This is a genomic window from Micromonospora sp. IBHARD004 (genome assembly GCF_052814115.1).
In genome coordinates, this window is sequence record NZ_CP199934.1 from 3,836,809 (window position 1) to 3,850,266 (window position 13,458).

The 13,458-nt window shown below is 71.1% G+C and carries 11 protein-coding genes; 5 read left to right on the top strand and 6 right to left on the bottom strand.

Annotated features, from left to right (window positions below):
• Nucleotides 1-19: 19 nt before the first annotated feature.
• Nucleotides 20-1,621 carry a malate synthase A gene (gene aceB / locus ACTWO6_RS18765; RefSeq protein WP_446215132.1) on the bottom strand — a complete coding sequence of 534 codons (1,602 nt, stop codon included), beginning with the start codon at nucleotides 1,619-1,621 and terminating at the stop codon, nucleotides 20-22.
• Between the two features lie 276 nt (nucleotides 1,622-1,897).
• Between aceB and ACTWO6_RS18770 the strand changes: the two genes are divergently transcribed.
• The gene (locus ACTWO6_RS18770; RefSeq protein WP_446215133.1) at nucleotides 1,898-2,725 is read left to right on the top strand and encodes an IclR family transcriptional regulator; all 828 of its coding nucleotides are present in this window, start codon (nucleotides 1,898-1,900) and stop codon (nucleotides 2,723-2,725) included.
• Between the two features lie 17 nt (nucleotides 2,726-2,742).
• Here ACTWO6_RS18770 and ACTWO6_RS18775 read toward each other — a convergent pair whose 3' ends face one another.
• Both ACTWO6_RS18775 and ACTWO6_RS18780 read right to left on the bottom strand, forming a co-directional pair.
• Nucleotides 2,743-3,276, bottom strand: coding sequence for a gamma carbonic anhydrase family protein (locus tag ACTWO6_RS18775; RefSeq protein ID WP_446215134.1), 534 nt, complete (start codon nucleotides 3,274-3,276; stop codon nucleotides 2,743-2,745).
• Between the two features lie 17 nt (nucleotides 3,277-3,293).
• Complete coding sequence (locus ACTWO6_RS18780) at nucleotides 3,294-4,061, bottom strand: GntR family transcriptional regulator (protein ID WP_446215135.1); 768 nt, start codon at nucleotides 4,059-4,061, stop codon at nucleotides 3,294-3,296.
• A 145-nt stretch (nucleotides 4,062-4,206) separates the two neighbouring features.
• Between ACTWO6_RS18780 and ACTWO6_RS18785 the strand changes: the two genes are divergently transcribed.
• The 3 genes from ACTWO6_RS18785 to ACTWO6_RS18795 are packed head-to-tail and all read left to right on the top strand — an operon-like array spanning nucleotide 4,207 to nucleotide 7,688.
• Entirely contained in the window at nucleotides 4,207-5,466 is a 1,260-nt protein-coding gene (locus tag ACTWO6_RS18785) for a CaiB/BaiF CoA transferase family protein (protein ID WP_446215136.1), read from the top strand.
• Between the two features lie 39 nt (nucleotides 5,467-5,505).
• The gene (locus tag ACTWO6_RS18790) at nucleotides 5,506-6,252 is read left to right on the top strand and encodes an enoyl-CoA hydratase/isomerase family protein (RefSeq protein WP_446215137.1); all 747 of its coding nucleotides are present in this window, start codon (nucleotides 5,506-5,508) and stop codon (nucleotides 6,250-6,252) included.
• A gap of 5 nt (nucleotides 6,253-6,257) precedes the next feature.
• Nucleotides 6,258-7,688: an acyl-CoA synthetase gene (locus tag ACTWO6_RS18795; RefSeq protein ID WP_446220697.1), complete on the top strand. Its 1,431-nt coding sequence runs from the start codon at nucleotides 6,258-6,260 to the stop codon at nucleotides 7,686-7,688.
• A 21-nt stretch (nucleotides 7,689-7,709) separates the two neighbouring features.
• Here ACTWO6_RS18795 and ACTWO6_RS18800 read toward each other — a convergent pair whose 3' ends face one another.
• The 3 genes from ACTWO6_RS18800 to ACTWO6_RS18810 form a co-directional block, all read right to left on the bottom strand.
• Nucleotides 7,710-8,498 carry a class I SAM-dependent methyltransferase gene (locus ACTWO6_RS18800; RefSeq protein WP_446215138.1) on the bottom strand — a complete coding sequence of 263 codons (789 nt, stop codon included), beginning with the start codon at nucleotides 8,496-8,498 and terminating at the stop codon, nucleotides 7,710-7,712.
• A 109-nt stretch (nucleotides 8,499-8,607) separates the two neighbouring features.
• Nucleotides 8,608-9,120: a hypothetical protein gene (locus tag ACTWO6_RS18805; protein ID WP_446215139.1), complete on the bottom strand. Its 513-nt coding sequence runs from the start codon at nucleotides 9,118-9,120 to the stop codon at nucleotides 8,608-8,610.
• Nucleotides 9,110-10,867 carry a RyR domain-containing protein gene (locus ACTWO6_RS18810; protein WP_446215140.1) on the bottom strand — a complete coding sequence of 586 codons (1,758 nt, stop codon included), beginning with the start codon at nucleotides 10,865-10,867 and terminating at the stop codon, nucleotides 9,110-9,112. Before ACTWO6_RS18810 ends, ACTWO6_RS18805 begins: the two co-directional genes overlap by 11 nt.
• Nucleotides 10,868-11,233: 366 nt before the next feature.
• Between ACTWO6_RS18810 and ACTWO6_RS18815 the strand changes: the two genes are divergently transcribed.
• On the top strand, nucleotides 11,234-13,429 hold the full coding sequence (locus tag ACTWO6_RS18815) for an AAA family ATPase (RefSeq protein ID WP_446215141.1): 2,196 nt from the start codon (nucleotides 11,234-11,236) through the stop codon (nucleotides 13,427-13,429).
• Nucleotides 13,430-13,458 lie beyond the last annotated feature (29 nt).

A 13,458-nucleotide genomic window follows, 5' to 3' on the forward strand; every position in this document is an offset into this window, starting at 1 on the left:
GTTCAGCTGCCGCTCGTGCTCACTTCTGGGCGGAAACCTGGTACGCGGGAAGGGTGAGGAAGTCGGCGTAGTCGTCGGCCAGAGCGACCTCGAGGACCAGCTTCCGGGCCTGGGCGAACCGCTCCTCGTCGAACTGCTCCTTCCCCAGGGCATCGCAGATCCTGGCCAGCTCCTCGTCGAGGATGCGCTCGACCAGCTCGCCGGTGACGGTCGTACCGGTGTCGAGCTCGACGTCGTTGTGCACCCACTGCCAGATCTGCGACCGGGCGATCTCGGCGGTCGCCGCGTCCTCCATCAGGTTGTTGATGGCCACCGCGCCGTTGCCGGCCAACCACGAGGCGAGGTACTGCAGCGCGACGCTGATGTTGTTGCGCAACCCGGCCTCGGTGACGGCGCCGGGGGTGCTTCGCACGTCGAGCAGCTGGTCCGCGGTGACCGAGACCTCCTCGCGCAGCCGGTCGAGCTGGTTCGGCCGGTCGCCGAGCACCCGGTCGAACACCTCCTGGCAGATGGGCACCAGGTCGGGGTGGGCGACCCACGAACCGTCGAAGCCGTCCCCGGCCTCCCGCTCCTTGTCCTCGCGGACCTTCGCCAGCGCCACCTGGTTGACCTGCGGATCACGTCGGCTGGGGATGAAGGCCGCCATCCCGCCGATCGCGAACGCCCCGTGCTTGTGGCAGGTGCGCACCAGCAGTTCGGTGTAGGCGCGCATGAAGGGGGCGGTCATCGTCACCGAGTTCCGGTCCGGCAGCACGAAGTCGGCGCCGGAGTCGCGGAAGTACTTGATGATGCTGAACAGGTAGTCCCACCGGCCGGCGTTGAGGCCCGACGCATGCTCCCGCAGCTCGTAGAGGATCTCCTCCATCTCGAAGGCCGCCGGCATCGTCTCGATCAGCACGGTCGCGCGGATCGTGCCGTGGGCGATGCCGAGCCGCTGCTGCGCGAAGGTGAACACCTCGTTCCACAGCCGCGCCTCGAGGTGGCTCTCCATCTTGGGCAGGTAGAAGTACGGGCCACTGCCCCGGCGCAGGAGTTCCTCGGCGTTGTGGAAGAAGTACAGGCCGAAGTCGACCAGGGCGCCCACGACCGGCGTGCCGTCGACGAGCAGATGGGTCTCGTCGAAGTGCCAGCCGCGCGGTCGTACCACGATCGTCGCGAGCCGCCCGTCCTCGCGCAGGACGTACTCCCGGCCGTCCGGGGAGGCGAAGGAGATCGTCCGGCGCACCGCGTCGTACAGGTTGAGCTGCCCGCCCACGACGTTGCCCCAGTGCGGCGTGTTCGCGTCCTCGAGATCGGCGAGCCAGACCCGGGCGCCGGAGTTGAGGGCGTTGATCGTCATCTTGCGCTCGGTCGGTCCGGTGATCTCCACCCGGCGGTCCCGCAGGTCGTCAGGGGCGGGAGCGACGGTCCACGCGGCCTCCCGCACCTCCCGCGTCTCGGGCAGGAAATCGAACCGATGGCTGCGGGCGACCGCGTCCCGGCGCTGGCGGCGCAGGTCGAGCAACTCGTCGCGGCGGGCGCCGAACCGCTCCTGCAGCTCGGCGACGAAGGCCAGCGCCTCGGGGGTGAGAATCTCCTCGCCGCGCGCAACGGGGCCGCCGGTCACGTCGATCTCGGGCATCCGGATCACCTTCTCCTGTCTCCCGCGGCCATCTGGCCGAAGTCTTCGGCGCGGCAAGAGCCGACGCATGGACGCCGGCGCCGGCTTCAGTGGCACCCCGTCGGGCGCCGGTCCGCGCCCTTTCATCATTGTGGATAGTAATTTCCGCTCTACGGAAGTCAAGGGGAGAGCCGCGCGGAGGTTCCCCGGCCGCGCCGGATAGACTTCTGCGATGCGGAAATAGCGCGGCGTGACCGGTGACCCTCCCAGGCGCATCCGGGCAGAAGGAGGATCTGAGTGACCGAGTCGAACCCGGACCTGGCTACCGACGGCACGCAGCCGAGAGGTCGGGTGCCCGGTGGCGTCCAGTCGCTGGAAAGAGCTTTCGAGCTGCTCGAAATCATGGCGGACGCGGGAGGCGTGATCGGACTGTCCCGGCTCGCCCAGGAGTCCGGGCTCGCGCTGCCCACCATCCACCGGCTGATCCGTACCCTGGTCGACCTCGGCTACGTCCGGCAGGAGCCGTCCCGGCAGTACTCCCTCGGTCCCCGCCTGATCCGGCTCGGCGACAGCGCGAGCCACCTGCTGGGCACCTGGTCCCGGCCGTACCTGTCCCGGCTCGTCGACGCCCTCGGCGAGAGCGCGAACCTCGCGATGCTGGACGGTGACCGCGTCGTGTACGTGGCGCAGGTCCAGTCCAGGCAGTCGATGCGGATGTTCACCGAGGTCGGCCGGCGCGTCTACCCGCACTGCACTGCCGTGGGGAAGGCCCTGCTCGCCCACCTGCCGCCGAGCGACGTGCGTGCGCTCCTCGAGCGCACCGGCATGCCGGCCCAGACCGAGCACACCATCACCGAACCACGCCGGTTCGCCGAGGAGATCGACCGGGTACGGGCCCAGGGCTACGCCATGGACGACGGCGAGCAGGAGATCGGCGTGCGCTGTGTCGCCGTACCGGTGCTCGGCACCTCGAACAGGCTCGCGGTCTCGGTCTCCGGGCCGGCGCCACGCATGACGCCCGACGTGGTCGAGCGGGCCGTGCCGCTGCTGCGTCAGGCCGCCGAGGACCTGGCCGACGAACTGAGCGTCCCGCGTACCGCGGCAGCGGATCGCGTCGCCGGCTGACCCGCCCGGCGTGCTCGTCAGAGCAGGGACATCGCTGCGGCGTGTGCACGGGCGCGATCTGCGTACCCCTCGGCGTTGCGCACGATGCCCGCGCGTTCGTCCGCGGAGAGCTCGCGCCGCACCCGGGCGGGCAGACCCGCGACGAGCGAGCCGGGCGGAACCACCGCCCCCTCCAGCACGACCGCGCCGGCGGCGACCAGCGAGCCGGAACCGATCCGTGCGCCGTTGAGGACCACAGCCCCCATGCCGATCAGGACGTCGTCCTCGATCGTGCAGCCGTGCAGCACGGCGCGGTGCCCGACGGAGACCCCCGAACCCACGACCGTCGGAAAGCCCGGATCGGCGTGCACGACGCACCCGTCCTGGATGTTGCTGCCGGCGCCGATGCTGATGTCCGCGGTGTCGGCGCGCAGCACGCAGCCGTACCAGACGCTGGCACCGGGCGCCAGCCGTACTGAGCCGATGACCGTGCAGCCCGGGGCCGCCCATGCCGCGGGGTCGATCTCCGGCCTGCGGTCGCCGAGGTCGACGACGAGCGGTTGCGTGCTCACGATCGGGGCCTCCAGTTCTACGGTGCGGTGTCGGAGCGGGAACGGCCGAGCCGTTCCAGCCAGGTCTCCGCCTCGGCCGAGCGGCCGCCGAGCGAGTGGCCGAGTTCGAGGACGAAGGTGTGCTGCCCATGGTCGGTGAGCATCTCGAGGGCCTCCTGCGGGTCCCCGCGCTCCAGGGTCTCCAGGATCGCGCGGTGCCGTTCGACAATTCCCCACAGTCCCTCGCCGGCCACCCTGGCCCGCTGGTTCATGCCCATGCAGAGCCGCATCTGCAGAGACAGGGAGCGGTAGGACTCCTCGAGCCGGCGGTGCCCGGCCAACCCCACCACGGCCAGATGGAAGTCGAACGCGCGATCCGTGACGGTCGCGGCATCGCCGGCCCGGGCGGCCTCTTCCAGGTCACGTAGCGCCGCCCGGCAGCGCTCGAGACGATCCGGCGATCGCACGGGTACGCCGAGCTCGACCGCCATCCGCTCAAGCTGATCGCGGAGCGTGAAGATCTCGTACACGTCGTGCAGGGTGATCGGGACGACGATCACCCCGCGCCGGGGCTGCTGGACGAGCAGACCCTCCTGCTCCAGCACGCGCAACGCCTCGCGCAACGGCGGCCGGGACACCCCGAGCTGGTGGGTGAGCTGGTTCTCCACCACGCGGTCACCCGGCTGCAGCTCGCCCGTGAGGATCATCTTCCGCACGGCGTCCGCGGCGAGCCGCGCCATGCTCGGCGGAGGCGCTATCCGGCGGGCCGTCTCGTCCGGCCTCGTCACCGTCGTCCTCTCCGCCATCGGAACTCCTCACTACGGGACTTGTCTTCTGTAGACAACGGTAAACTCTACCGGTAGCTTTCCCATCCGAACACCCTGTGCTCCCCCGTGCGGCACGGGTTGTCCCGCGATCACGTACCGGCGCCGATCATCCGGAGGCAGGTCGATGACCAACGAACGCACGCCGCCCCTGACCGGAGTGACCGTGCTGGAGATCGGGGCGTTCATGGCGGCGCCGTTCGCCGCCCTGCAACTCGCCGACCTCGGTGCGAAGGTCATCAAGGTCGAGCACTCGACCGGCGGTGAGCCGGTACGCCAGACCGGTCCGTTCCTCGGGACCGAGAGCTCGCCGTTCGTGCGCATCAACCGCAACAAGCGCTCGGTCGCCCTGGACCTCAAGTCGCCGGATGCGCGGTCGGCGTTCCTCCGACTGGTCGAGCGGGCCGACGTCCTCGTCGAGAACCTCCGTCCCGGCGCCATGCGCCGTCTCGGTCTCGGTTACCAGGACCTGCGGGAGATCAACCCCCGCCTGGTGTACGCCTCCGCCTCCGGCTGGGGGCAGGACGGGCCGCTCGCGAATCTGCCGGGACTGGACATCATGGCGCAGGCGCGGAGCGGGCTGATGAGCATCACCGGCCATCCCGGCGGTCCACCGGCGAAGGTGGGCGTGCCGATCTGCGACCTGGTCTGCGGCCTCTACCTGGCGCTCGCGGTCACCGCCGCGCTCAGGGAACGGGACCGCTCCGGAGCGGGGCAGCACATCGACGTTTCGCTGTTCGAGGCCGGAGTGTCCTTCGCGGTGTGGGAGGCGGGAAAGTACTTCGCGACCGGCGAGGTGGGTGGCCCGATGGGCTCGGCGCACCAGAGCAACGCTCCGTACCAGGCGGTGCACAGCAGCGACGGCTACGTGACGATCGGAGCCACCACCCCGCGCAACTGGCAGGCGTTCTGTGCCGCCCTCGGGCTGACCCGGCTGCTCGCGGACCCGCGCTACGCGGACGCGTTCTCCCGGCTGGAGAACCGCGCGGAGCTGATCGAGACCATCGAGACCGCGACGAGCACAATGAGTACGGCGGAGATCATCGAGCGGCTCAACAAGGCCGGCGTGCCGTGCGCCCCGATCGCCGACTACGGCGAGGTCTTCACCGACGAGCACCTCGCGGCCCGCGGCTTCTTCTGGGACGCCCCGCACCCGACCCTCGGGTCGGTGCGCCAACTCGGCTCGCCGATGCGCATGTCCGAGACCCCGGTTCAGCGCGCGGGCGCGGGACCCGTCCTCGGCGCCGACACCCGGGAGGTGCTGCTCGCCGCCGGTTGCGCCGCAACGGAGATCGATCACCTCGTCGCCTCCGGCGCCGCCCTGGCCGCCGACGTGGGCGGCGCCGCGACCGCGAGCTCCGCCCCGACAACGACGACCAGGAGGTAGGCCATGTCCTCGTCGCCCGGTTCCGAATCAGAGGTCCTGGTGGAAAGACAGGGCCCGGCCCTCGCCGTGACCTTCAACCGATCCCGGCAGCGCAACGCGATGACGTGGGCGATGTACGACGGCCTGTACCAGGCGTGTGAACGGGCCGACGCGGACGACGACGTGCGGGTGCTCGTGCTGCGCGGGGCGGGCGAGGACGCCTTCGTCGCCGGCACCGACATCAGACAGTTCGCGGACTTCACCGGCGGCGCCGACGGGGTCGAGTACGAGAAGAAGATCACGCGAGTGCTGGACCGGCTGGAGGATGTCAACGTACCGACGGTCGCGGCCATCCGCGGATACTGTGTCGGCGCGGGCCTGGCGATCGCCGCCGTGTGCGACCTACGACTTGCCACACCCGACGCGCGGTTCGGGATTCCCATCGCGAGGACCCTGGGAAACTGCCTGTCGATGCCCACCTATGCGCTGCTGCTGCACCACCTCGGGCCGGCCCGTACCCTGGATCTGCTGCTCAACGCGAAGTTCTACTCCGGTCGGGAGGCGCACGCGGCCGGGTTCGTGGCCGAGTCCACGGAGGATCTCGACGAGGCCGTCCAGCAGACCGTCGACCGCCTGGCCGGGCATGCCCCGCTGACCATGTGGGCGACGAAGGAGGCGATCCGACGGCTACGCCGGGGCCGCGCCGACGGTGACGACATCGTCTCCCGGGTCTACGGCAGCGACGACTTCCGGGCCGCCGTCCGGGCCTTCACCGCCAAGCAGCCGACGACATGGACGGGACAATGACCACGATGCGACACGGGAGCGAATCCCTGCTGCCGGCCTTGTCCGGGGCGTTCGGTGACGACGCGGACGCGATCCGGGTCGGGGACCAGCGGGCGTCCCGGGAAGCGGTGCTGTCCGCCGCCACCGCCCTCGCCGACCGCATCGCCGGCAGCGACGCGGTGGCGATCTGGGCGACAGCCAGCATGGAGACCGTGGTGGCGGTCGTGGCCGGCCTGCTCGCCGGGGTGCCCGTCGTGCCGGTGCCACCGGATTCCGGTCCCGCCGAGCGGGACTACGTGCTGCGGGACTCCGCGGCCTCGCTGTTGCTCGTCCCCCCGGCCAGCGAGGGCACCGCGCCGGTGGCGGAGGTGCGGGTCCCCGTCGCCGCTGTCGACCTGAGTGCACGTTCGGCCACCAGCTATCCCGAACCCGCGCCGGAGAGCACCGCACTGATCCTCTACACCTCCGGCACCACGGGAGCGCCGAAGGGAGCGCTCATCCCGCGGCAGGCGATCGCCGCCGACCTGGACGCGCTCGCGGACGCATGGTCGTGGACTCCCGACGATCTGCTGGTGCACGGCCTCCCCCTGTTCCACGTGCACGGCCTCGTGCTCGGTGTACTGGGAGCACTCCGGGTCGGGTCCCGGCTGGCCCACACCGGCCGACCCAGACCGGACGCCTACGCCGCCGCCGCCGGAACCCTGTACTTCGGCGTGCCGACCGTGTGGTCAAGGGTCTGCGCCGATCCGTCCGCCGCCCGAGCCCTGTCGTCGGCCCGGCTGCTGGTCTCCGGCAGCGCACCCCTGCCCCTGCCCGTCTTCGAGCAGCTCGCCGAGCTCACCGGACAACCGCCCGTCGAGCGCTACGGGATGACCGAAACGCTGATCACCATCAGCAGTCGCGCGGGCGGAGAGCGCCGGCCCGGGTTCGTCGGCACGCGACTTGCCGGGGTGGAGAGCAGGCTGGTCGGCGAGGACGGCGCCCCGGTCGCGCCCGACGGTGAGTCCCCGGGCGAACTCCAGATACGTGGGTCGATGATGTTCAGCGGGTACCTCAACCGGCCGGAGGCCAACCGGGAGTCGTTCACTCCCGACGGCTGGTTCCGCACCGGGGACGTCGCCACCATCGACCCCGACGGGTGGCACCGGATCATCGGCCGCGCCTCCATCGACATGATCAAGAGTGGCGGGTACCGGATCGGCGCGGGCGAGGTGGAGAATGCGCTGCTCGCCCACCCCGCGGTCCGGGAGGCCGCGGTGATCGGCGCGCCCCACCCCGACCTCGGGCAACAGGTGGTCGCCTACGTGGTCGCCGACGCGGTGACCGAGGCGCAGCTCATCGAGTTCGTGGCCGGTCGGATCTCCGCGCACAAGCGCCCGCGGCAGGTCCATCTGGTCGAGCAGCTACCTCGCAATGCGATGGGCAAGGTGCAGAAGAAGCTGCTCGCGGGCGGGTGAACGCGGCCACGGCGCGGCCGGTCATGACGGCACGGCCACGGAGATGTGTGCCCACGCCTGGGTGAACCAGAGCTCGTCGTCCACGGTGAGCGGGCGCATGCCGGTCGGAGTGCCGCCGGAGAGTTCTTCGGACAGCTCCCGCTCGATCTGACGAGCGACGTCGCCAGCTGTACCGGCCTGCTCGAGCCAGGGACGAAGCGGACGCTCGACGTCGAAGACGTCGGACGTCTCGACCGCGGCCCCGGCCGACGTGAGCAGCCGGACGATGGCCTCGGCACCGAGCATCGCTCCGTGGGACGGGTCGCGCAGCCGCTCCACCCGATCCGGGTCGCCGGGCAGCTCCGGCTTGATCACCATGTCGGCAACCACCACCCGCCCGCCGGCGCGGCACACCCGGACCATCTCGGCCGCGACCTTGTCCGGCGCGGCCACGTGATGCAGCGAGAACCGGGAGATCACGAGCGAGAACGAACCGTCGAGAAAGGGCAGTCGCGCCGCGTCGCCCCGCTGGAACACCACGTTGGACATGCCTTCGGCGTCGGCCCGCGCCTTGCCCGTCGCCAGCATCTCGGGAGTGGCGTCGAGCGCGGTCACGTGCCGGGTGCGCACGGCGAGCCCGCGGGCGACCAGTCCGGTGCCGCAGGCGACGTCCAGGCAGACGTCCTCGGGGTCCGGCCTCGCGAAGTCGACGAGGCGCTGGAGATGTCTGGTGAAGGCGCCGTTGAGGCGTGCGTCCTCGAAGGTGCCAGCCTGCCGGGCGAACTCCCGCAGAATCAGGTCATGGCGTACGTCATTGTCTCTTGACCGCATCGCAGACACTTCCTTACCAGCCGGAACGAGACCGAAGACGCCAACGGTAGAACGCACGGCCGGGAGACTTCCACACCGCACCAGGTCGGTTGGACGCGGCGCTGATCCGTCAGTCTCCGGTGGGCATTCGTCGGGCGCCGACGGGCCACAGGATCGTGGTCGGAATCCCACGCTGCCGTGCCCATTCGATGGTCCGGTCCGTCGACGCCGCGTGGCAGCCGGGTTCGCCGTCCCAGACCGCCACGAGCCGCTGCACCCGTCGCAGCAGTTCCCGGTTGGCGGCCACGTAGGCGGCGGTGCCGGAGCTGTGATGTCCGGTGTGGATGATCTGCGCCGCTCGTCCGAGCAGCTCGTCGAAGGCGGCCCGGCTCTCGGGTCGGATCGCCGTGGCCCGGTAGTCCCGGGCCGGCAGGATCACCTCGTACGTGCCACCGGTGGCCAGGATCGTGCGCGCGAAGATCTGGTCGGCGCCGGCCGCCAGGCAGGTGATGCCGCGCACCGGCCGGTCGCTGATCCGGCGCAACTCGACGCGGAGCGCGTCGGCGATGAGCCGCTCGGTGGCGGGGGTCAGGTTGATGTGCCCGGTGATGCCGACGCGCACCGGTGCGGGATCAGGTGCCATCCCCCGGTCCTCTCCGCTGTGCGGGCACGGCGGGTGTCAGCCGGATCAGCTCGAACCCACTGTCGGACAGCACGTCGGGCAGCGCCCGGATCCCCTCGCGGTTCTGCTCCTGGACGCCCGGGGGCAGTTCGTCCCACGGACGCAGCGCGGGATGTCGCCGCCGGACGTCGTCACGCGGCTCGCCGTACGTCCAGCCTTCCCCTCGTCGTTCCCGGCACCACCGTTCGTGCTCGAGTCGGGCGAGTTCGTCGATCCGGTCGTCGATGGCCTGCCCGGCGGCCGAGGCGTCGCCGGTGCTGCCGTGCCGGGGTGCCACGACGCAGCCGAGATCCAACAGCTTGGCGGCGATGTCCTGGACGTGGGCGCGGTTGGCCCGCCGCAGCGACTCGGGCAGTCGCGACCAGTCCACCATCGCGGGCGCGTCGCCGGGGCGTACCCCAGCCCGCTGCTGGGCATGGAGGTACCGGTCGTGGATCTGCCGGGCCAGCCGCTCGGTGAGATCCTCGGCGATCAGCCGGGCGTCGCAGGCACGGGTCAGCACCGGGTACAGGCGGAGCTTGCCGTGCACCTCGTCGAGCAGGTCGTGACGGACATCGCCGTGGAAGGCGGTGGCGAGCGCCGCCTGCCGGTAGACCGGTACGAAGACCGAGCTCTCCGCCCCCTGCCAGAGCGCGGGCGTGTCCAGCGCGAACTGCAGGCCGCTGCTCTCGTCCGGTGCGCAGATGTAGATGCGGTCGTAGCGGCCGGTGCCCAGCTGGTCCAGCCCGACCAGACCGTCGAGGTCAAGGTCGTACGCGGACACCTGGCAGACGGTGGTCAGGAACGGGTAACGGGACGCCGCGAGGGCGAGTTCGGTGCTGGCGTCCGGGGCCACGAGGTCCACGCGCAGAGGTGTGAGGAGCTCGCCGGAACGGGTGTCGGTCCGGCGCGCTCGCCAGTGACGGGCGGTCTCCACCAGCAGGGCTCGGCGGAAGGTGCCGCCCCCGGCGATGAGGACCTTCGTCGGTCGGCCGGGCGCGGGTGGCAGCGGGTGGTGCCGGTGCAGGGCGCGGGCGGCGACGTCGTCGACGTGGAAGTAGTCGAGCCGTAGCCGGCTGGACCCGGCGGCGCCGAGCCGCCGGGCCTGCAGGGACAGGCACATCTCGGGGTCGTGGACCTGTACGTAGACCCCGGGTGGTTGCCGTCGGTCCTGGATCAGTCGGCTGGCGGTGTTGGCGATCGCGTGGTTGCGGTCGTCGTCGTCGGTGCAGGCGTAGATGGTGCGGGCCTGGGGCAGGCCGGCGCCGCGCAGCACCTCGGCGCTGGTGGGGTCGCCGATGACTCCGAGGTACCGGCGCCGGCGGTACTCCAGCGGTCCGAACGGTTCGGAGCGCACCACGACCACACGTTCGCCGTCGGCGAAGAGCCGGTCGGCGAGCATGTGGGCGAACTGGGAGTCGCCGCAGACCAGGGCGTGACCGCGGGCTCGTCGGGCGCGCAGGCGGCGGATCTCGGCGGCCAGCAGCAGCCGGCTGGCCTCGGCCACGGCGAGCAGGGTGAACAGCGGGGCGGCGAACCGGGCGACCTGCAACTGCCACGGGTAGGGGCCCGGCTCCTGCAGGGGCTCGGCGCCGAGGACGAAGAGTTGAAGGTCGAAGTAGATCACGTCGTACGGGTCGTGGGCCGTGCCCGGCCGCACCCGTAGCAGGCGTTCGAAGCCGATGTAGCCGAGGAGGAGGGCGAGCAGTCCGATGACTCCGAACACCACGCGCAGCCACCATCCGGCGGGGCGGGAGGAACCGGCGACCGGGTCCGTCATCGAGCAGCTCTCTCGTCGGCGGGACCGTGGTGGCACGGGCCCACCACGCCGGGGCGCCTGGATGGGTGTCTCGGCCACCGGGTTGCGACCATGAGCCTTATGGTATTGGACGTAGTCGATCGGGCAGGCACCCGCGGTACCTGACCATTCGGCTCTTTTCGCAGGTGAGCCCGAGCTGGTGGTCGGTGAGGGTCGGCCTCGGTGGCTACGGACGGCTACGATTTGAAGACGGGCCGGAGGTGGCGCACGAGCGGAGCCGGCCTCCGGTACGGGAATGCCTGGTGCCCAGACCGGAGCTACCGGAGGATCAGGAAGATGGACGCAATCGGAGGTCCACCGGCGGCCGGTCCGGTCAATCCCTTCTCCCCGACGGCCGTCGCCCGGGTGACCGAGGACGGCACGGACGCGACCACCGTGGTCACGGTGGCCATCCGCGACGCGATCGCCCACCTGGACAACTACCTGCGTACGGGCGACGGCGGGACCGTCGCCGTGGTGGGTGACTACGGCACCGGCAAGACGCATCTCGCGGTCGAGCTGCTGGCCCACACCCGCCAGGTCACCGGCCCGGCAGGAAAGGCGATCTACCTCGACGCGCCGGCCGACACGTTCCTGTCGCTGAGCCGTCAGTTCCTGGGCCGGCTGTCCCGCGACGCGGTACGCGCCCTCCTCGAGGACTGCCGGGCGGAGTCCCCCGCCGCGCTGGCGGCGCGCGCCGGTGACCCGGCGGGGACGGCGATTGACCTGCTCGCCGGACGGTTGCGCGAGGAGCTGGTCGAGGTCACCACCAACCCGTCCTTCGGCACCGTACTTGCGATGCTGCTCGATCCCGCCACCGAGGCGGTGGCCTGGGACTGGTTGATGGGCTATCCGCCGGGGCCGGCCCTGGTGGCCGCCGGCGTCACGGCGCGGGCGGACGTGGAGGCCGGCGCGGTGGAGACGATGGGCGTACTCGCCCTGCTGCACGGGCGCCGGCACGAACGCTTCGTCCTGGTGCTCGACGAGCTGGACAAGATTCTCTCTACGGCGGGACGACCCGGGGACGAGACGATGACCCGGTTCGCGCGGATGATCGGGGTCTTCGCGTCGGCCGGGGCTTTCCTGGTGATCGCCGGACTGCCCGACATGCTCCATCTGCTCAGCCCGGACGTGCGACAGCGGATCGGGCCGATCGTGCGGATGTCCGCGCTGACCGCCGAAGACGTGCGGGATTTCATCCGGCAGAGCCAGTTGCGGGCGTTCGGCGAGGCGCGGCTGGCGCCGTTCACGGTGGAGACCACCGAATACCTGACCAACCTGGCCGACGGGGTGCCACGCCGGATGATCCGGCTCTGCTACCACCTCTACCAACGTGCGGTCCAGGCCGGTACGCCGGTCACCCACGTCATGGTGCGCGAGGCGGTCCGGGTCCAGTTCGACCTGGCCAGCCGGCAGGACGTCGCCGCCGACGTGCGGCGGGTGCTCACCCAGGACGGCTGGTCGTACCAGCGAGATCATCTGGTCGGTTCGATGCGGGACCTGCCGGTCGACTTCTGGATACCGCTGGAGGAGCAGGGCGCCGGCTGCTGCGTGCTGCTGTCCGAGTCGGTGCTCAAGTCCGAGGAGGTCGACGAACTCAACCGTCGGGTCGTGGCGATCCGGGCGGCGGTGCCGGACAGCGAGGTGATCCTGGTCGTCGTCGGGCACCTGCCCGCGGACTTCGCCGCCGACCTCGCCGCGACGTTCAGCGTGGAGCCGATCGTCTACGACCCGCAGTCGTTCGCCGAGGACCTGTCGGGCAGTGTCAAGGCCTCGATGCGTCGGCTGGAACAGGTGGTCGGCGCCGATGCGCTGACCTCGGTGCGGCAGCGGGTCGAACGCATCCAGAGCCAGCAGACCAACACCCAGCGGTCCATCGAGCGGTTGTCGTACCAGCTCGACGAGATCCGGGGTGAGCTGCGCCAGGACATCAGAGGGTCGGCGGGCCGGCTCGACAGCGACGCCGGGGCCCGGCGAAGGGCGGCGAGGGTTGTCACGTCTCCGCTGCCGGGCCGGGTGGCCCGCGTCTTCGTCGAGGCGATCCAGGCCCTCGATCAGCTGACCGGGTTCGAACGCCGGCTCCGCGACGCCTTCGCCCCGCCCCTGGCCGGGGCGGGGCGACTGGCCGAGGGCGGGACACCGCTGCGGTCGCGGCTGCGTTCCCGGGACGTGCAGCGCGCGCTGGGTACGTCGATGGTGCTGCGGCGGCTGATCGAGGCGTTCCGGGACGGCATCGAACAGTGGTACGACAGCCACCTCCGCGACCCGCAACCGACAGACCTGGAACGGCTGGACCAGCTCTGCGAGACCTACGACGGAATCGCCGAGTACCTGCCGCTGTTCCAGCTGGACGCGCTGGGCGACCTGGCCACCCCGGGTGAGGGCGGCGACGACGCCGTCGACCCGACGGACCGGTCACGCAGCTGGTCGGAGGCGCGGTCGGTCTTCGACGGGTTGAGCGGTCGCGTGCGCCGGCTGATGGTGGCCGGCTGATCGCCGCCGGCGCGGTGACCCTGGTCGCG